This window comes from Haemophilus haemolyticus (assembly GCF_003490595.1).
Classification (GTDB): Bacteria; Pseudomonadota; Gammaproteobacteria; order Enterobacterales; family Pasteurellaceae; genus Haemophilus; species Haemophilus haemolyticus_L.
The window spans coordinates 91217-112393 of the sequence record NZ_QQGY01000002.1 but is presented as its reverse complement, the minus strand read 5'-3'; the positions used below and the strand labels follow the sequence as shown (position 1 = coordinate 112393).

The following is a 21177-nucleotide window of genomic DNA, read 5'->3' as shown; positions in this document are numbered from 1 at the left end:
TTGGTTATTTAGTCCAACTTTTGGGAGGCTGATCATTTTTTATTGTTTAAAGTGCCAGATTAATTCAATATGTCCAACATATATATTTTGCTATTGATATGTGGATTGTGAGGTATTTCTAATGAAACTTATATCTGACCGTTGTTTTATAATTTAATAAAATATCAATGCAACCTATTATCTCTCGATAATAAAATCGTTTTGATAGCTCACTAATTTCCAAATAAAATAGAGCCTCCATTTACTGGGTTTAGCGTTCCATACAACAAACTCAAGGCAAAAAATAGCATTATTCCACCTGCGATTAGTTTCACGATGCTTTCGCTTTTTCCTTTCGTATTTTTTGAACTATACCAACGCCCTAAGTGGATTGCGGTATTTCGCGCATAACGTACAATTCCCGCGAAGGCTGACAGCATAAGTCCTGTGCCGAAAGACATGGCCAATACAGCTAAAATTCCCCAGCCATAAAGATCAAGCATATAAGCTAAAAATAAAACGAAAATTGCACCGCTACATGGGCGCATGCCAATTGTTAGAATCACGAGGAATTGTGATTTTAGATTGGTTGCTTGTGCAGTTCGCGTCGGGCTTGGCAAATGTTGGTGTCCACAGCTACAAGCGTTTGGTTGAAAAGTGCGGTTATTTTTCACCGCACTTTTTTCGTGTAGGGGTAGGGGATTTAGGGATTTAATAGCTAATTTAGCTTTTTTACGATAGGCACGTAAGCCTTGCCAAATCCAATAACAGCCCAGAAATACCAATAATAGCAAGGCAGATCGTTCTAACCAAAGCTGGCTTAATTTGAAATAACGTGATGATAGATTAAGTACCACAACGAGCAATGTGGTTGCTGTAATTGCGACAATGCCTTGTATTAAGGAAGAAAGTAAACTCAAGATAGTGCTTTGCTTTAATTGGCTTTCATGAGTGGAAAGATAGCTGGCAATAATAAATTTGCCGTGTCCTGGCCCGAGGGCATGGAGTACGCCGTAAACAAAGCTGGCAAAAATAAGCGTGATGCCTGCCTTGATACTATTATTTTGAATTTGATGTAAATTTTCCGAAATAAGTTGATTAAACTCTTTTTGCCATGCAGCAATATGTAAGAAAAACCAAGGGGAAAAATAGCCAAGTAAGGCGAGCGAAACCACTAATAACACGAGCCCTGTTTTATATTTTTTCATTTCTACTCACATTGAATTATTATTTTTTGCGCGAACATCACGCCTAATGAATCATCTTCGTTCTTTTGGGATTTATCAAGTGAAGATGCGTAGGCTTGGATTTTTCCATCTACATTAGGTTCAATTAATTTTCCTTGGCAATTTTTCGGAAGTGCGGAAAAATCTACCGCACTTTTTGAGGCGTAAGTCATCGCCACATAATAAGTAGGATCGTAAGTTTGTAAGCTAAAAGTGTTTTTTTCTAACTTTTGCGGATGGGCGAGTGGCACATCAAAATAATATTGCAGTTGTAAACCTTGAATGTTAATGCCGTAATTTTTTGGATGAGGGGAATATTTGATTTTATTATTCTGAGCATCATATAGATAGCTGAAATAATGTTCACTGACGATATTTCCCATTACATCATCAAGAAGTTTTTGTTTCTCCGCTTTAGTTCTAGCCTGTTTCATATCATAAATAACCGCGGACGAACTTGGCTCATCCAGCGTCCATTTCATTGAAAAGCCAGTGAGTTGATTATTTTCTATGATAGGCGTGGTTTGCATATCTATAAATGCATGAGGGTGAGCTAAAACTCCACAACTAATGAATAGAGCGAGTAATAATGAATACGTTTTCACAAAAAATCCTATTATTTTGAACACTAGAATTTGAAGTTGTTTATTCTACACGCAAAAAACAATTTTTCTGTCAAAAATGTTGATGTAAATCAAAAAAACTCTCAATAGCATTTCCCTTGCCTTTCAATATTCAGTAACATAGCTCCCGTCAAGTGATTGCTTGATATTCATAAAGTTCCTAAATAAAATAATCATAAATATAGCTAAACTACTTTCCTGCCACCCGTTTCGGGTGGTTTTTTTTATCTAAGTCGAAAGATGCACTCTTGCATTGTGCATTTATTCTTATTATGATCAGCTCGAGTATAACCAAGAGAATAATAGATGTTTAATTTAAAGCGTGAGCATTTTAGAGATGATTATCTTTATAGGTTTTATCAATATGGTGATGCTCATAGTAAGATTCCTTCTAATTTATCTAAAGTATTGGCAAGAAAATTGGATATGATAAGTGCTGCAGAAAACATCAATGATTTACGTTCTCCGCCGGTTAATCACTTAGAGTTGCTTGAGCCAAAAGAAAATAAAATTTATTCCATTCGAGTAAATAAACAATATCGCCTAATTTTTAAATATGAGAATAACGAAGTAAATAATTTATATTTAGATCCACATTCTTATAATTTATAAGGAAGATAATATGATGACGAGAAAACCCACTTCTGTTGGTGAAATTCTACAAGAAGAGTTTTTAGAACCTTTAAGTCTTAAAATTAATGATTTAGCTCAAATTTTAGATGTACATCGTAATACGGCAAGCAATATTGTTAATAATAGTTCACGAATTACGCTAGAAATGGCAGTTAAACTTGCTAAAGCATTTGATACTACGCCTGAGTTTTGGCTTAATCTGCAAACACGTATTGATTTGTGGGACCTTGAACGCAATAAACGTTTTCAACAAAGTCTTGCAAATGTTAAGCCTGCTCTACATCGGCATGGTACTTCTACATTTGCAATGTAATTTAAGTCCTAAAGTGTCTATTTAATTTAGGGAGCTGCTTTACCCCTGAATATTTACAAGCGGTCAATTTCCGCGAAACTTTTGTAAAATCCTACCGCTTGTTTTCTATATTTTCGCCCTATTTTCCAGTAAAATAGGGCGTCATTTTTAATGAGGAATAATTAATGTCAACGCAATTTGTATATACGATGCACCGTGTCGGCAAAGTGGTGCCACCGAAGCGTCATATTTTGAAAGATATTTCTTTAAGCTTCTTCCCTGGTGCAAAAATCGGGGTTCTAGGCTTAAATGGTGCGGGTAAATCAACCCTTTTACGCATCATGGCGGGCGTAGATAAAGAATTTGAAGGGGAGGCTCGTCCACAGCCAGGAATTAAAATCGGTTATCTTCCGCAAGAACCAAAATTAGAACCGCAACAAACCGTGCGTGAAGCTGTGGAAGAAGCGGTTTCAGAAGTGAAAAATGCACTGACTCGTTTAGATGAAGTGTATGCGCTTTATGCGGATCCAGATGTGGATTTTGATAAATTAGCGGCAGAACAAGCGAACCTTGAAGCCATCATTCAGGCGCATGATGGGCATAATTTAGATAACCAATTAGAGCGTGCGGCAGATGCATTACGTTTACCTGATTGGGATGCCAAAATCGAACATTTATCTGGTGGTGAGCGTCGCCGGGTGGCACTTTGCCGCTTATTACTCGAAAAACCAGACATGCTCTTATTAGACGAACCAACTAACCACTTAGATGCGGAATCTGTGGCATGGTTAGAGCGATTTTTACATGATTATGAAGGCACTGTTGTGGCAATTACCCACGACCGTTACTTCTTAGATAACGTAGCCGGTTGGATCTTAGAGCTTGACCGCGGTGAGGGTATTCCTTGGGAAGGTAACTATTCTTCTTGGTTAGAACAAAAAGAGAAACGCTTAGAGCAAGAACAAGCGGCTGAAAATGCCCGCCAAAAATCTATTGCGAAAGAGTTAGAATGGGTTCGTCAAAATCCTAAAGGTCGCCAAGCGAAAAGCAAAGCACGTATGGCGCGCTTTGATGAATTGAACTCTGGCGAATATCAAAAACGAAACGAGACTAACGAACTCTTTATTCCACCTGGTCCACGTTTAGGTGATAAAGTGATCGAAGTGCAAAACTTAACCAAATCTTATGGCGACCGCACTTTAATTGATGATTTATCCTTCAGTATTCCAAAAGGGGCAATCGTTGGGATTATCGGGGCAAATGGTGCGGGTAAATCAACTTTATTCCGCATGTTATCAGGTCAAGAACAACCAGATTCAGGATCTGTGACAATGGGCGAAACCGTTGTGCTTGCTTCGGTAGATCAGTTCCGTGACTCAATGGATGATAAGAAAACCGTATGGGAAGAAGTGTCTAACGGACAAGATATTCTGACGATTGGTAACTTTGAAATTCCAAGCCGTGCCTATGTGGGCCGTTTCAACTTCAAAGGCGTAGATCAACAAAAACGCGTGGGTGAATTATCCGGTGGTGAACGTGGTCGTTTACATTTAGCTAAACTTTTACAACGCGGTGGCAACGTATTGTTATTGGACGAACCGACCAATGATTTAGACGTTGAAACCTTGCGTGCCTTAGAAAATGCGATTTTAGAATTCCCAGGCTGTGCAATGGTGATTTCCCATGACCGTTGGTTCTTAGACCGTATCGCGACGCATATTTTAGATTATGGTGATGAAGGTAAAGTTACGTTCTATGAAGGTAACTTCTCTGACTACGAAGAGTGGAAAAAGAAAACCTTAGGCGATGCAGCGACTCAGCCACATCGTATTAAATATAAACGTATTGCGAAGTAATTTATATTGAGAAAGTGCGGTTGATGTTGACCGCACTTTTCTTGCTTTTTTGGGAGTGATTATGCTAGTTTATTTACATATTTTTTTCGCCTTTTTAAGTTTTGCCTTGTTGGTGATTCGTGGCGCAATGCAGCTTACTGGCAAAAACTGGCGTTCGATAAAATTATTAAAAATTTTACCGCACTTATCAGATACCTTGTTGATTGTTTCTGGTGTCGTCATTTTATATCTCTTTGCTTTTGATATTGAATGGTGGTTGATAGCGAAATTCGCATTACTGATTTTGTATATTGTGTTTGCTGCAAAATTTTTCAGTAAAAAAGTTTCTCAACCTAAAAGCATTTTCTTTTGGCTTGCTTGCGTAAGTTTTATTGGTGCGATGTTAATTGCTTATTTGAAATAACACGATGCCATCTCGCCATCTTCAAATTTTAATCTGCAAAACTTTGCCACTTGTGCCTGATAACGTATTAATTATCGGTGAAAGCGGCATTGCTTTTTCTAAAGCAACGAATTTGCTTGGACAAGAATTTGAACATATTTTATTTGATGCGCGAAATGGCATTCATCTTGAAGCACTAGCTATTGCAGCTGGAACACTGAAAATGGGCGGCACGCTTTGTTTAGTGTTGTCTGATTGGGAAAATTTATCTCAGCAGCCTGATCAAGATAGTTTACGTTGGAATGGAAATCAGTCAGCAATTTCCACGCCTAATTTTATTGATCATTTCAAACAGTGCATTGAACGCTATCATTTCCCTATTTTAAGAGATAAAAGTGCGCTTGAATTTTCTGCAGTTTTTTATTCTAACGAGCATCACAAAAATGCCACGTTAGCTCAACAACAAATTATCGAGACTATTTTACAGGCCGAGCAGGATATTTATTTTCTAACCGCTAAGCGCGGAAGAGGAAAATCCGCCTTATTGGGGATGCTTGCTAACCAAATTCAAGCGCCCGTTTACCTCACCGCACCAAATAAAAGTGCGGTACATTCGGTTATTGAATTTTCAGAACGAGAGATAGAATTTATCGCCCCCGATGAACTGTCTATTAGGTTACAAAATGAACCAGAATTTAGTCAATCTGCTTGGTTGCTCGTAGATGAAGCAGCGATGATCCCATTGCCCTTATTGCAAGAATATTCTCAATATTTTCAACATATTGTCTTCAGTACTACAATTCATAGCTACGAAGGAACGGGGCGTGGTTTCGAATTAAAATTTAAACGGAAAATCCACCGCACTTTTCAGCATTTTGAGCTTAAACAGCCCCTACGTTGGCAAGAAAATGATCCGTTAGAACATTTTATTGATGATCTTTTGTTGCTAAATGCCGAAGATGAGTTTCAGCGATTTCCTTTTCAGCCTCATCTCCCTTATCAAATTCGAGAAGTGCAAAAACCACAGCATATTGTAGAGTTTTATGGCTTAATGACATTGGCACATTATCGAACGTCGCCACTTGACCTTCGTCGTTTACTTGATGGGGAACATCAACGTTTTTATTTTGCCGAATATCAACAGAATTTGCTCGGTGCAATTTGGGCATTAGAAGAAGGAAATATGGCAGATGATGAGTTGATTATTCAAATTCAACAAGGCAAACGCCGTCCGAAAGGGAATCTTGTTCCACAAGCGTTATGTTTCTATGAAAACTTACCTCAAGCCTGTAAATTACTATCTTTACGCATTTCTCGTATCGCGGTTCAACCAAATTGGCAAAGAAAGGGTATTGGTCAAAATCTAATGAAATTTATGGAAAATTCAGAAGTTGATTTTCTTTCAGTGAGTTTTGGCTACACTGACGAACTGGCCAAATTTTGGCAAAAGTGCGGTTTTGTTTTGGTGCATTTAGGTGAACACCAAGAAGCGAGTAGTGGTTGTTATTCAGCGATTGCCCTTAAAGGTATTTCCAAAGAAGGCTTGGCTTTAGTTGATACTGCGCACAAACAATTTCAGCGTGATATCCCTTTATCTTTTCATCCGTTCGCCATAAATTTTGAGCAAAATCAGCTTGATTGGCAGCTTGATGAATTCGATTGGATGAGCTTAAAAAACTTCGCTAATTTTCACCGCACTTTATTTTCGAGCGTTCCTGCGATGAGGCGTTTATTAAAATTAGCAGGCAAAGAAAATTTCCCATTAATTTCCGCTTATTTAACAAAAAAACAACTTCTCATTAACAAGAAAAAAGGCGTAGAATGTTTGCGTTTAGAAATTAAACAATATTTAGAGCGAGGAACTTTATGACAGAACAAACCGCAAAATCAAAAGGCTGGTTTAAACGCGCACTTGAAAAATATGATAATTTCATTAAAGAGTGGGGATTAGATCAACCTAATTGTAGCTGCGTGCCTATGTCAGCAACAGAAGATGAAAATGGTAATTTGAAGAAAGAGGAATCTCTTTTAAAGAAATAAATATTAACTGTTTTTTTAAACAGTAAATTTATTGAAAGATAATTCAAATTCCAGTACACTATGCGCCAATTTTTATACAAGATTGGCGCATTATTTATATTTATGAAAACGGCTTTTTTCCAACCTGATATTCCAACCCAACCCAATGATCACAAAATTTTAGGCAATGTATTACTAGGCGCTGATGCATTGGCGATTAGTGAAATTGCAGAGCAAAATCAAAATTTAACCGTAGTGGTGACACCAGATACGCGAAGTGCGGTGCGTTTATCACGTGTTTTATCGGAATTAAGCAGCCAAAATGTATGCCTTTTTCCTGATTGGGAAACCTTACCTTACGATACCTTTTCTCCCCATCAAGAAATTATTTCCTCTCGTTTAAGTGCGCTTTTCCATTTACAAAATGCGAAAAAAGGCATTTTCTTATTGCCGATTTCGACATTAATGCAACGCCTTTGCCCGCCACAATATTTACAACACAATGTGCTTCTGATTAAAAAAGGCGATCGCTTGGTCATCGATAAAATGCGCTTACAATTAGAAGCAGCGGGCTATCGCACGGTGGAGCAAGTATTAGAACACGGTGAATACGCTGTTCGTGGAGCCTTGTTGGATCTTTTCCCAATGGGAAGTGCGGTGCCTTTTCGTCTTGATTTTTTTGATGATGAAATTGATTCGATTCGCACTTTTGATGTGGATACGCAACGTACTCTTGATGAAATTAACTCAATTAACCTTTTACCAGCGCACGAATTTCCAACGGATGACAAAGGGATTGAATTTTTCCGTGCGCAATTTCGTGAAACTTTTGGTGAAATTCGTCGAGATCCCGAACATATTTATCAGCAAATCAGTAAAGGTACCTTGATTTCTGGCATTGAATATTGGCAGCCTCTTTTCTTTTCTGAAATGGCGACGTTGTTTGATTATTTGCCAGAACAAACGCTGTTTGTGGATATGGAAAACAATCAAACGCAAGGCGAGCGTTTTTATCAAGATGCCAAACAGCGTTATGAACAACGTAAAGTGGATCCCATGCGTCCGCTTTTATCGCCTGAAAAATTATGGCTTAATGTTGATGAAGTCAATCGCCGATTGAAATCTTATCCACGCATTACATTTAAAGCGGAAAAAGTGCGGTCATCGGTACGCCAGAAAAATTTATCTGTTGACGCTTTACCAGAAGTGACTATTCAATCCCAGCAAAAAGAACCATTGGGACAATTACGTCAATTTATTGAGCATTTTAAAGGAAACGTACTGTTTTCGGTGGAGACGGAAGGTCGCCGAGAGACTTTGCTTGATTTGCTTTCAGCGTTAAAACTTAAACCAAAACAAATTCAATCCTTGGAACAGGCTGAAAATGAAAAATTTAGCTTGTTAGTCAGCTCTCTTGAACAAGGTTTTATTATTGAACAATCGCTTCCTGTTGCGATTATTGGTGAAGCTAATTTGCTTGGCGAACGTGTTCAACAACGTTCTAGAGATAAACGTAAAACGATTAATCCTGACACGCTTGTGCGCAATCTTGCCGAACTGAAAATAGGGCAACCAGTTGTGCATCTTGATCACGGTGTGGGGCGTTATGGCGGTTTGGTCACCTTAGATACAGGTGGCATTAAAGCAGAATATTTGCTACTAAATTATGCAAATGAATCGAAACTTTATGTTCCCGTTACTTCATTACATCTCATTAGCCGTTATGTTGGTGGTTCTGATGAAAGTGCGCCATTACATAAACTGGGTAACGAGGCTTGGGCGAAATCGCGCCAAAAAGCAGCGGAGAAAATTCGTGATGTGGCGGCTGAATTATTAGATGTTTATGCACAACGTGAAGCGAAGAAAGGCTTTGCTTTTAAATATGATCGTGAAGAATTTCAACAATTTGCCGCAACTTTTCCTTTTGAAGAAACCTACGATCAAGAAATGGCAATTAATGCGGTGATTTCGGATATGTGCCAACCAAAAGCAATGGATCGCCTTGTTTGCGGCGATGTAGGTTTTGGTAAAACTGAAGTGGCAATGCGCGCTGCCTTTTTGGCTGTGATGAATCATAAGCAAGTAGCAGTGCTAGTGCCAACCACACTATTAGCCCAACAGCACTATGAGAATTTTAAAGATCGTTTTGCGAATTTGCCGGTGAACGTAGAAGTGTTATCCCGTTTTAAAACTGCAAAAGAACAAAAACAAATTCTGGAAAATCTTGCAGAAGGAAAAGTCGATATCCTAATTGGTACCCATAAATTAATTCAATCAGATGTCAAATTTAATGATCTTGGCTTGTTGATTATTGATGAAGAGCACCGTTTTGGTGTAGGGCAAAAAGAGAAAATCAAGCAGCTTCGTGCAAATATTGATATTCTTACCCTAACAGCAACACCAATTCCGCGTACGCTTAATATGGCGATGAATGGTATTCGTGATCTTTCCATTATTTCTACGCCACCTGCGCGCCGATTAAGTATTAAAACCTTCGTCCGCCAGAATGACGATCTTGTTGTACGAGAAGCGATTTTGCGTGAAATCTTACGTGGCGGGCAGGTTTATTATCTCCACAATGATGTTGCAAGCATTGAAAATACAGCAGAAAAACTCACCGCACTTGTGCCTGAAGCACGAGTGATTGTAGGGCATGGACAAATGCGAGAACGTGAGTTAGAACGTGTGATGAGTGATTTTTATCATCAGCGTTATAACGTCTTAGTTTGTTCAACCATTATCGAAACGGGTATTGATGTGCCAACGGCAAATACCATTATTATTGAACGCGCGGATCATTTTGGATTAGCTCAGTTGCATCAATTACGTGGACGAGTAGGGCGTTCACATCATCAGGCTTATGCTTATTTACTTACGCCTCCACCTAAAATGATGACAAAAGATGCTGAACTCCGTCTAGATGCATTGGAAAATCTTGATAACCTTGGTGCTGGCTTTATTTTAGCAACTCACGATTTAGAGATTCGTGGTGCCGGCGAATTACTTGGAAACGAACAAAGCGGACAAATTGAAAGCATTGGTTTTTCGCTTTATATGGAATTATTGGATGCAGCGGTTAAAGCGTTAAAAGAAGGGCGTGAGCCATCATTAGAAGAATTGACGCAACAACAAGCGGATATTGAATTGCGCGTGCCTGCTTTATTGCCAGATGATTATTTAGGTGATGTGAATATGCGTTTATCCTTTTATAAACGTATTGCCGCCGCAGAGAGTAAATCAGAGTTGGATGAGTTAAAAGTTGAGTTGATTGACAGATTCGGATTATTGCCAGATGCGACAAAAAATCTACTGCAAATTGCAGAGTTACGTTTGTTGGTTGAACCGTTGAAAGTTGTGCGCATTGATGCAGGAACGCAAGGCGGTTTTATTGAGTTTTCACCAAAAGCACAAGTGAATCCAGATAAATTTATTCAATTAATTCAAAAAGAACCTATTGTGTATCGATTTGATGGTCCATTGAAATTTAAGTTTATGAAAGACCTATCTGATAACAAAGTGCGGTTAGAATTTGTGGTAGATTTGTTGAAAGCAATTGCTTCATAAAAAAGAAGTCCGATCATCATGATCGGACTTTTTGTTTATATCTTTGGTGGAAGAATTATTGTACTAATAAGTAAAAATTGTTGTCTCCACGTAAAATATTTAAGGCTACAGCCGATGGTTCATCATCAAGCGCTTTACTTAATTCAGCCGTGTTTTCAACCAGTTGACGGTTTATACCAATAATAATATCGCCAGCTTTTAAACCTCGTTGCGCAGCAAGCGAGTTCGGTTGAACTTTGGTGATTTCAATCCCTTTGATGCCTTTTGCATCATAGTTTTTCAATGTCGCGCCATCTAATGCAGGCAATTCCGTTTTAGAGGAAAGTTGATTTCCATCATCTGCTTGTAATTTCACTTTAACGTCGTGGGATTTGCCATCACGTAAGTAAGTTAAGCTAATCTCTTTGCCTGCACCAGTGGTTGCAATTTTTGCACGCATTTCAGCAAAACTTGAGATTTTTTGACCGTTCATTGCCGTGATAATATCCCCGGCTTTAATGCCAGCTTTTTCAGCGGCTGATTTAGGTAATACTTCACTCACAAATGCGCCTTGTTGCGCGCTTACATTAAAGGCTTTGGCTAAATCAGCATTGAGTTCGCCACCTTTAATACCAAGCAATCCGCGACGCACTTGACCAAATTCTAAAATTTGTTGCACTAAATTGCTTGCTTGATTACTTGGAATCGCAAAGGCAATTCCTGCATTGCCACCGCTTGGCGAAATAATTGCGGTATTAATTCCAATAAGTTCGCCATTTAGATTGACTAATGCACCACCCGAATTACCGCGGTTTACGGCTGCATCGGTTTGAATATAGTTTTCATAAGTGCCACTGTCAGAACCTGTTGAACGACCTAATGCAGAAACAATACCTGATGTCACAGTTTGACCTAAACCAAATGGATTACCGATTGCAACAGTGAAATCGCCTACACGTAATTTGTCGGAATCAGCAAATTTGATTTCTGTTAAATTACTTGGTTTTTCAAGCTGTACTAATGCAATATCTGATTGTTCATCTTTCCCCACTAATTTCGCTTTAAATTCACGCCCATCTTGCAATTGCACGGTAATTTTATCGGCACCATCAATAACATGATTATTGGTTAAAACATAACCTTTGCTTGCATTGATAATGACACCAGAACCTAAACCACGGAAGTTACGCTTTGATTCACTACGTCCACCAAATTGTTCGGCAAAACGATCCCCAAAGAAGAATTTAAATTCTTCAGGAATATCGTCTTGAAAAGGAGAACGTGAATCAACTTTGGCTTTCCCTTCAACGGAAAGCGTCACCACCGCAGGTTGAACTTTTTCTAACATTGGTGCAAGACTGTTTTGTTCCGAAATAAAACTTGGCAAAGTGGCTTGAGCAACAAATGATGTGCTTAATACACTTAATCCAAGTGCAATACTATTTAATACAAAACGTGTTTTTTTCATAAAATACTCCAAAATAGATTTTAGACAACGTGGTCTATAAGACAAAAAAATAGAAAAAATGTTCAATAAGAGGAGAGCAAATTATCTTGTTTAAAAGGAAATCGGAGCAGTATAAAAACGGCCTTACAAGTAGAAAATTCTATAAATTTATGTTCTAATACGCCCAATTTTCTAGTCAATAAAAAGGTCGAAAAATGAGCTGGATTAACCGAATTTTTAGTAAAAGTCCGTCTTCTTCTAGTCGAAAAGCCAATGTGCCGGAAGGCGTGTGGACAAAATGTACTTCTTGTGAACAAGTACTTTATAGTGAAGAACTTAAACGTAATCTTTATGTTTGCCCTAAATGTGGCCATCATATGCGTATTGACGCACGTGAGCGTTTATTAAAATTATTGGACGAAGGTTCAAGCCAAGAAATAGCGGCAGATTTAGAACCAAAAGATATTTTAAAATTTAAAGATCTAAAGAAATATAAAGATCGTATCAGTGCGGCGCAAAAAGAAACAGGCGAGAAAGATGCGCTAATTACTATGACAGGTACACTTTATAATATGCCAATCGTTGTGGCTGCATCGAACTTTGCTTTTATGGGCGGTTCAATGGGTTCTGTAGTTGGTGCAAAATTTGTTAAAGCGGCGGAAAAGGCAATGGAAATGAATTGTCCGTTTGTGTGTTTCTCTGCGAGTGGCGGTGCACGTATGCAAGAAGCCTTGTTTTCTTTAATGCAAATGGCAAAAACTAGCGCGGTGCTTGCCCAAATGCGTGAGAAAGGCGTGCCATTTATTTCAGTATTAACGGATCCGACCTTAGGCGGCGTATCAGCCAGTTTTGCGATGTTAGGGGATTTAAATATTGCTGAACCAAAAGCCTTAATTGGTTTTGCTGGCCCTCGTGTTATTGAACAAACCGTACGTGAAAAACTCCCAGAAGGTTTCCAACGCAGTGAGTTTTTACTTGAGAAAGGAGCAATTGATATGATTGTGAAACGTTCAGAAATGCGTAAAACTTTGGCAAGTGTACTAAGTAAATTAACGAATCAACCTTCTCCTTTTGTAGAACCTGAACTCATTTCAGAAGATGAATAATATGCAACTTAAAGCCACTTCGCCACTCGCTGAGTGGCTTTCTTATTTAGAAAAAAGCCATTTTAAACCCATTGATCTTGGTTTAGATCGTATTAAATCCGTGGCTGAAAAATTGGATTTACTTCATCCCGCTCCTTATGTGATAACTGTGGGGGGGACGAATGGTAAAGGCACCACTTGCCGCTTATTAGAAACGATTTTGCTTAATCACGGATTACGTGTAGGCGTATATTCTTCGCCTCATTTACTACGTTATAACGAGCGAGTACGTATTCAAAATCAAGATTTACCTGATGAAGCACATACAGCTTCTTTTGCTTTTATTGATGAAAACAAAACAGAATCGCTGACTTATTTTGAATTTAGCACCCTTTCTGCCTTGCATTTATTTAAGCAAGCAAAATTAGATGTGGTGATTTTAGAAGTGGGGCTGGGCGGACGTTTAGATGCGACCAATATTGTGGATAGCCATCTTGCGGTGATTACTAGCATCGATATTGATCACACTGATTTTCTTGGGGATACCAGAGAGGCTATTGCTTTTGAAAAAGCAGGAGTTTTCCGCAAAAATTGCCCTGTCGTGATTGGCGAACCTAATGTTCCGCAAACAATGTTAGATCAGGCTGAAAAATTACATTGCCAAGTTACTCGTCGTGATGTGGATTGGTCGTTTGAGCAAAATGCTGAAAATTGGCAATGGCAAAATAAAAAAGTGCGGTTAGAAAATTTGCCGTTTTGTCAAATTCCATTGGCGAATGCCACAACGGCTCTTGCTGCTGTTCAATGTTTACCTTTTGATATTTCAGAACAGACTTTGCGAAAATCTTTGCAAGAGGTTGAACTGGTTGGTCGTTTTCAAGCAATAAAAGCAGATAGACGCGAAAAATTAGCGGATTACCTTGGCGTACCAGTTGAAACCTTGCCAACAATTATCGTTGATGTGGGGCATAATCCTCATGCCGCAAAATATTTATCTGAAAAATTGACCGCACTTAAACATAGCATAGAAGGCAAAATGATTGCCGTATGTGGGATGCTCAAAGACAAAGATGCAAATGGGGTATTTGCGCATTTAACGCCTATTATTGATGAATGGCATTGTGTCACCTTAGGTGGCTATCGCGGGCAGTCAGGCGATGAATTAGCAGAGAAATTGAAAAGCCATTTCCCAAATATTCAAGCTACATCAGATAATTCTGTTATGGATGGCGTGCGTACAGCACTCAAAAGTGCGGTAAAAAATGATGTGGTTTTAGTCTTTGGATCTTTCCACACCGTAGCCGAATTTTGGGCTGTGGTGGAATAAAATTTATCATTAAAACAAAGGGCTGATATTTAAAATCAGCCCTTGCTTTTTAAAAGGGGATTATCTCCCCAGATTAATGATTACCAATGATAGCCAACGCCGACACCCGCTGAATAATCCTTACTGGTATTTGCCGTACCGACAAATTTTACAACGGTTTTCCCATTATCAGACATTCTTGAATAGCTAACGGCCACAGCTGAAGAGCCCGCAGAAATACCACTACCCGCAGCAAACATTGATTTACCTGGAATAGTCGATTGTGGTAATGCAGCCGCAGCGGCGATTGTTGCACTTAATCCATTTACGCGTTTATCAAGTTTATTAACGCGATTTTCAAGATGATGAATGCGTTGGTCCATAATACGGATTTCTTGTGGTTTCATTCCAGTTGGACCTTGAGGACCAATAGGACCCGTATCTCCTTTATCGCCTTTATCACCTTTATCACCCTTATCACCTTTGGTGCCTTGGATACCTTGCTCGCCTTTAGGGCCTGTTGCACCAGTATCGCCTTTAGGGCCCGTAGAACCAGTAGCTCCAGTGTCTCCCTTAGGACCAGTAGGACCCGTAGAACCAGTAGCTCCAGTGTCTCCCTTAGGACCAGTAGGACCCGTAGAACCAGTAGCTCCAGTGTCTCCCTTAGGACCAGTAGGACCCGTAGAACCAGTAGCTCCAGTGTCTCCCTTAGGACCAGTAGGACCCGTAGAACCAGTAGCTCCAGTGTCTCCCTTAGGACCAGTAGGACCCGTAGAACCAGTAGCTCCAGTGTCTCCCTTAGGACCAGTAGGACCCGTAGAACCAGTAGCTCCAGTGTCTCCCTTAGGACCAGTAGGACCTGTAGAACCAGTAGCTCCAGTGTCTCCCTTAGGACCAGTAGGACCCGTAGAACCAGTAGCTCCAGTGTCTCCCTTAGGACCAGTAGGACCAGTAGGACCCGTAGAGCCCGCAACTCCTGCATCACCCGTTGTATTTTTCACACTAGAGCCTACAAAAATAAAGTCACCTTTGGAATCAGTACGTTTTTCTGCATATAAACCATCTCCAAAATCCATGCGCAAGCCATTGACTAAAAGATCTTTTGCAACTTCTGTTGTACCAATTGCTGGAGATGTGGTTGCACCTGCAGGCGCTTTCGCACCACCGCTGTAGAAAGATACTCGCGGAATAAAGCTAAAGAGTTGTGAACCATTGATAGCATCGGTACTGTCCGCTGAAATTAAGCCTGGCGCAACATGTTGGATTCGGCGAGTTTCTGTTCCATTACCTACGCTAAATACACCTACAACATTTGTGCCACCTGCAAAATCAAATGTGTGCTTATCAATTTCCATAGAATTGTAAGTTTCAGTACCCTTTGTATAAGGATTTGGTGTGGTTAAAGTCGCAACGGTGGTTGCATTACTGCCTATTGCTACACTATTCGCGGCATTTGCCTCAGCCTTATAACCCAAAGCAAAAGCATTATCTGCTAAAGCTTTACTTTCATTCCCGAATGCTGCTGCATTGGCTTTCTTGGCTTTAGATTTTTTACCTATAGCAATTGCATTACTGACTTCTAATACATCATCTTCAGAATTGGCTTCTTCACCAATAGAAATATTTTCATTGCCTTTGAGTTTATTACCTGATTTTTTACCAAGCGCAATGTTGTTATTGCCTTCAACATCTTTTCCGGCATCTTCACCGCCAGCAAAGTTGCTATTGCCAGTAACTTTCTGACCCGCAGATTTACCCATAGCAACATTGTTATTACCTGTAACTTCATTTCCAGCTTCATGACCTGCCGCATAGTTACTGCTACCTGTTACTTTTTTACCCGCTTCGGCACCTGCTACAAAGTTATTGCTGCCCGTTACTTTATTGCCGCTTTCATGACCCAAGGATGTATTGAAGTTTCCTTCTACTTCTTTTCCTGATTCTTTACCTAAAACAACGTTGCTTTCACCTTTTATCCAACTACCAGAATTGACGCCAGCCGCAAAGTTATCTTGACCAGCAATCCATCTTCCCGCACTAAATCCAAAAGCGATATTGTGCTCTGCACCATCTACAGTACCTTTATCTTTTGTATTAATAAACTTGCCATCGGCATCATAGATATTTTCCCAATCATGACCGACATAATTCCCAGCATTTTCAGCAAAGGCAAGGTTGAAGTTACCAACCACGTTGCTACCTGCAGCCTTGCCAAAGGCCATATTGTTCCATCCTTTAGATTGACCATATTTGTCATCAGCGTTTGTTGCACTCGCATTTTTTATAAAGCCATCAACATCTTGTCCTGCATCTAGACCAAAAGCATAGTTGTAATTCCCACCTACTCTTTGACCTGCGTTTTGACCGATTGCGACGTTATAACTGCCCGTTGTATCATGGCCTGAATCTTGCCCAGCCATAAAGTTATTATTACCAGATACGCGCCATCCTGCACTAGGTCCTAAAGCGTAGTTGTGGGAGCCTGTTGTGTATTGACCAGCCTTGTAGCCTGAAAAGAAGTTATAATTTCCTTTAGTATTTGAACCAGCTCCTTCTATTAAAGAAATGTTATGACTACCACTTATATCTTGTCCTGCGTTTAAACCAGTGGCAAAGTTGTGATCTCCTGAAATAGTTCGCCCTGCACTTTCTCCAAAAGCAACGTTATGTGAACCTGAAACCTTAAATCCAGATAACTTACCAAAGGCAAAGTTACTTGTTCCAGTTAATTGATGACCAGCTTGTTCTCCATAAGTAAAGTTATAGTTTCCAGAGTTACCATCTCCTGCGTTAGAACCAAATGTAAAATTATATTTCCCATGAGTTCTTCTACCAGATAAGTCTCCACCAAAAATAAAGTTATATTCAGAAGTTCCAGCGGAGTTGTAACCAGCTGTATCACCAAAAGTAAAAATATATTTACCACCATAAGACTCTTGCCCTGCATTTCTGCCGATAGCTATGCCATAATCCCAATAGTGATGATCGCCTTCTCCAATAACTATTCGATGTGTGCCACCAACAACACCTGCATTACCGAGTACAAGAGTATTATTAGCATTCCAGTTTGTTGCAGTGCCTGCAATAATCGTATTTGTGTCACCAATCTGTGTTATTACCCCAAACGAATAATTACTCCACAAAGCCAAAGCAATTAGAGAATAAGAAAAAGAAGTTTTTGTATTCATAATAAAAAATCGTATAAAAGAAGAATTTATTACGACAGAAGAAAATTAACTAGATCGAATAGATAGATCCTTATCTTTTCTGTCACCAAATAACAGGAAAAGAGAAGTACTACATTGAATCTTAGTGAGAGATTCGGATTTTAATTTTTCGATGTGTAACTATGTTACACATCCCCCTGTAGTACTACAGGGCGTTTACACGCCCTGATTATTCTCTTTGTTATTCATTATTTCCAAGAATATTTCACACCCACGGTGCCTTGGTAGCCTTTATGTCGGTTGCTATCGAAGGATTTTTCGTAGCGAGCATCCGCATAAAGGTAAGTGTTTTCACTTAATGAGAATTGAGAGCCTAAGCCTAATTCCCACCAAGTGCGGTCAAATTTCTCGGTTAATTTATCACGACCAATTAATGCATTGCCAGTTGCTTTAAAATCGTGCCAAATATTACCGATGAAATAATAGGTGCGAGTGCGTTGTTTATCATTTGGTTTGTTATATGCCAAACGGAAACCAACACGACCACGCAAGCCATAACCTTTTTGTGAAACTGCACGAGTGCCGTCGTTAAAGTTGCCTAAACGCAAGTATTGAGCAATAAGTTGTGCTTGCGGCTCTAAAATCCAGCTATCTCCGTTGTTGGTTTTATCTTTACCTAAGGCGTAAGGACGACCAGTTTCCACTGAAAGGGCAGCACCCCAGCCGTGATTTTTCGCTTGTGTGCCATCAACGGATGAATAACGGTTATTTAACCAAGAGAGTTGTCCCACCCAGTCAATGTAAGTGCCATTTTCATTGTAACGCGTATCGGTTACACCAAGATTAAGTGCGGTAGTTTTTACACGAGAAGTTAATTTATCTGCAATCACGATGCCGTTTTTCGCACGGTATTCATCATAGAATTTGCTGTGAGAACGTAACGCGCCGAAATACAAGCCAGTAAAACGACGAGTGAGTTTGCCCTCATCATCTTGTTTGGTTTTAACATCAAAGTCGTGCCCAACTTGGAAACCGTACATATTGGTTTTTAAACCAAAACGTTCTTTTCCATCGAGTTTGAGGTGTTTGCCGATTACGCGCCCCCAAGATTGTTTTTCTACATCTTGCCAATAACTGCCTTGTTTATCCCAAGAAAGGGTTTGGTTTTCGCCACGACGTTGGTGAAGCGTATCCAACATTGTATAGCCTAATTCCAAGTTTTGGCGGGGAACGAGTGTATAAGCCGGTGCGCTTGGCGTGATGATGGTTTTATCTTGATTTGGAGTGGTTAACGTCCAGAAGTATTCTGTTACACCATTGTCATCTTTATGTGAAACTAATTGTAATTCTCCCGCCCCTGTGGTTTTTGCTGTACCAGTAAAGGTTGAACGTGTATTGTAAGCGTAAGGTTTAGTTGCATCCGTAGAATTTATTTCACCGTTTGCTGTTCCTTTGTCATCACCTAAAACTTTAATAACAGGGACACTACGTTTGTAGCGATCGGCAAGTTCGCCGATTGAGCCATCAATAACATCTTCAGTTCCATCTGTTTTAATAGCTTTGACAGTCGTATTACCAGAGGCATCGCCCGTAATCGTTAATAAATCTGATTCTGAATTTGCGCCAGAATAATCGCCCGGGGTATTCCATTTGGTGTTTACTTCTAACACACCATCTTTACCAACATAATTCCCTTCAATGGTAAGTTTGTCTGCATAGGATTGATTGGCGAGGGTGATGATACCGCCGTTGGTGAATGTTCCTTTTTCAGCTTCATAACTTGTACCTGATAAAGCAACACCTGTGTTTGATTGGGTAAATGTACTGCCAGCAAGTTGTATATTACCCTCTGGGGTTTCTAATACACCTTTTGTAATTTTAAAACTACCATCTTTGATTTTAATTGTTCCTGCCTTATCTTCTATTTCTATTACACCGTTTACAATTCTTAATGGCTTCGTAACAAATTTAACCTCATTATCATATGGTTGTTCTGTTCCATCTGCTTTTAATAGCGTACCTGATTTTATCTTGAATAGACCTTTAGCGTTTATTATGCCACTAGTAATATTCTTTTGAATATTTTGCGGAATCACCGCGTGATTTAAACTTATTTTATAATCCGTTCCATCTCCTAGGGAATATTTTGAAGCATCTAATACACCGCCATCAGCAAGCTCCACATCATAAGCTGTCGCACGTTGAACTGACTCATCGGTTTTGGGTGCAAGTTCCCAAATAGCACCATTTTTGATTGCAACATTAAGTTTAGAGCTGATGAGACCTTCACTTTGTTGATGCATTAAGCCAATCGCTTTGGCTTGATTATCCAGCGTAAAAGTGAGATCTGAGGCTTTGGTTTTTGCTAATTTTGTTTCAGCCAGCCAACCTTTGTTTGCCGCCCTTGCTTCAGATTGCGCGCCTTTTAATAAGAATTTTGCATTTTCAGCAACAAATTCCCCATTGTTAAACCAGTTGGCGACTTTGTTTCCCGCATAAGATACCGCAAGGCTGTTCACATTCTCAGCATTAGCGACAATCAATGAGGCATTTTCAGAAGTGGTTGAAATCTTGGTATTGTTCAACCGCACTTCTTGATCTTTGTTTGGTTCGTTACGGGAAACGGGTACAGTGAGATAATAGGTTACATCAGTAGCGTAATCCCCTGTATCAAATACAACAGCCGAATTACCTGATGTAATTGTTCCTGTGCTGGTTTCACTATCTGCGATTAAGCGGGATTTTGTGCCAAATAAGCGCACCGTAGCTGAATCTTTTGTTTCTGACGTATCAAGCACCATATTGCCTGTCGAGTTGATTGCCGCACCTTTGTAATCATTAGGTTTATCTGTGTTAGGTAATTCCGGTTTGCCGATTTTTAATGCAGCAGAGAATTTGCCGTTGGCTTTTACAGTAATGTTACTATCTTTTAGATTGGCTTCAGCACCATCACCTGCAATGTAGATACCCACTAAATAATCGCCAATTTTTGCGGTTGATTTATCTTCAACGTTGATAGTTAATAATTTTTCAGAATTTAAAATAGGGGTTGAATGAGCGGATGATTTTCGATAAATCCTAATCCCTGAAAGTTGATGACCGGTTTTAGCTGTGGCACCGCTATAGCTCATGGAACCAAGAATAGTCCCTGGGGTATTATCTACCTTGATTGTTGCATTTTCTTTTAGTGTTAAAATGCTTTCTTTTGTCCCATTTCCGTCGTAGTCATAACCTACAGCAATGCCATAAGCTGCATTAGAGTCTGGAGATATACCAGGATTTCCTTCACTGGCTAAAGTGACAGCAATATTGGTTTCTCCTTGAATTTCAGCAGAGCGATCTTTACGAATAATTAGACCTTTTGGACGAGTGTGTTTTGTTGAATCTGCTGGTATCACAGTAATATCAGCATTTCCAGTAACGATAGTATTGGTATCACTAAACTCAAAACCAATAGGTTCACCTGAGTTAGTTTTATTTTCAGAAATAGATTGGAGAGTTGTATCAGCAAAAGCAGTAGTAGAAAGCGCAGAAGAGATTAGAATACTAAGAAGTTTTTTTTTACAATTTTGTTTGCTTGCTTGTGAGTATTTCATAAATTCACCTGATAAGTTTTGTA

14 protein-coding genes are annotated in these 21177 nt (G+C 39.5%); 9 read left to right on the top strand and 5 right to left on the bottom strand.

All coding sequences use genetic code 11. The annotated features are described in order from the left end of the window. Window positions 1–212: 212 nt before the first annotated feature. Together zevB and zevA are read right to left on the bottom strand one after the other, a co-directional pair. A complete protein-coding gene (zevB, locus tag DV415_RS02185) occupies window positions 213–1187 on the bottom strand; it encodes a zinc transporter permease subunit ZevB (RefSeq protein WP_118790699.1) in 975 nt (324 codons plus the stop codon). A gap of 2 nt (window positions 1188–1189) precedes the next feature. Beyond that, entirely contained in the window at window positions 1190–1810 is a 621-nt protein-coding gene (zevA, locus tag DV415_RS02180) for a zinc transporter binding subunit ZevA (protein ID WP_118790701.1), read from the bottom strand. Window positions 1811–2134: 324 nt separating this feature from the next. On the opposite strand from zevA, the gene DV415_RS02175 reads away from it, so the two are divergent. The 7 genes from DV415_RS02175 (at window position 2135) to mfd (ending at window position 10574) form a co-directional block, all read left to right on the top strand. Continuing rightward, a complete protein-coding gene (locus DV415_RS02175) occupies window positions 2135–2440 on the top strand; it encodes a type II toxin-antitoxin system RelE/ParE family toxin (RefSeq protein WP_118781637.1) in 306 nt (101 codons plus the stop codon). A gap of 10 nt (window positions 2441–2450) precedes the next feature. Further along, window positions 2451–2774, top strand: coding sequence for a HigA family addiction module antitoxin (locus tag DV415_RS02170; protein WP_118790702.1), 324 nt, complete (start codon window positions 2451–2453; stop codon window positions 2772–2774). Window positions 2775–2938: 164 nt separating this feature from the next. Further along, window positions 2939–4609 (top strand): energy-dependent translational throttle protein EttA, encoded by a 1671-nt coding sequence (gene ettA, locus DV415_RS02165; RefSeq protein ID WP_118790704.1) that lies wholly within the window; start codon window positions 2939–2941, stop codon window positions 4607–4609. 61 nt (window positions 4610–4670) lie between these two features. Further along, window positions 4671–5012 (top strand): SirB2 family protein, encoded by a 342-nt coding sequence (locus DV415_RS02160; RefSeq protein ID WP_118781636.1) that lies wholly within the window; start codon window positions 4671–4673, stop codon window positions 5010–5012. Window positions 5013–5016: 4 nt separating this feature from the next. Then, window positions 5017–6861 carry a tRNA(Met) cytidine acetyltransferase TmcA gene (locus DV415_RS02155; protein WP_118790706.1) on the top strand — a complete coding sequence of 615 codons (1845 nt, stop codon included), beginning with the start codon at window positions 5017–5019 and terminating at the stop codon, window positions 6859–6861. Beyond that, window positions 6858–7031 carry a DUF5363 domain-containing protein gene (locus DV415_RS10175; protein WP_192877464.1) on the top strand — a complete coding sequence of 58 codons (174 nt, stop codon included), beginning with the start codon at window positions 6858–6860 and terminating at the stop codon, window positions 7029–7031. Before DV415_RS02155 ends, DV415_RS10175 begins: the two co-directional genes overlap by 4 nt. Before the next feature lie 102 nt (window positions 7032–7133). Beyond that, a complete protein-coding gene (mfd, locus tag DV415_RS02150; RefSeq protein ID WP_118794413.1) occupies window positions 7134–10574 on the top strand; it encodes a transcription-repair coupling factor in 3441 nt (1146 codons plus the stop codon). Between the two features lie 55 nt (window positions 10575–10629). Here mfd and DV415_RS02145 read toward each other — a convergent pair whose 3' ends face one another. Then, window positions 10630–12021, bottom strand: coding sequence for a DegQ family serine endoprotease (locus tag DV415_RS02145; RefSeq protein ID WP_118790708.1), 1392 nt, complete (start codon window positions 12019–12021; stop codon window positions 10630–10632). Between the two features lie 194 nt (window positions 12022–12215). On the opposite strand from DV415_RS02145, the gene accD reads away from it, so the two are divergent. Continuing rightward, a complete protein-coding gene (gene accD / locus DV415_RS02140) occupies window positions 12216–13106 on the top strand; it encodes an acetyl-CoA carboxylase, carboxyltransferase subunit beta (RefSeq protein WP_114892137.1) in 891 nt (296 codons plus the stop codon). A gap of 1 nt (window position 13107) precedes the next feature. Next, on the top strand, window positions 13108–14412 hold the full coding sequence (gene folC, locus DV415_RS02135) for a bifunctional tetrahydrofolate synthase/dihydrofolate synthase (RefSeq protein WP_192879073.1): 1305 nt from the start codon (window positions 13108–13110) through the stop codon (window positions 14410–14412). An 80-nt stretch (window positions 14413–14492) separates the two neighbouring features. Here folC and DV415_RS10410 read toward each other — a convergent pair whose 3' ends face one another. Both DV415_RS10410 and DV415_RS10315 read right to left on the bottom strand, forming a co-directional pair. Continuing rightward, entirely contained in the window at window positions 14493–17579 is a 3087-nt protein-coding gene (locus DV415_RS10410) for a YadA-like family protein (RefSeq protein ID WP_118791719.1), read from the bottom strand. A 227-nt stretch (window positions 17580–17806) separates the two neighbouring features. Next, a complete protein-coding gene (locus DV415_RS10315; protein WP_118790713.1) occupies window positions 17807–21154 on the bottom strand; it encodes an autotransporter family protein in 3348 nt (1115 codons plus the stop codon). Between the last annotated feature and the right edge of the window lie 23 nt (window positions 21155–21177).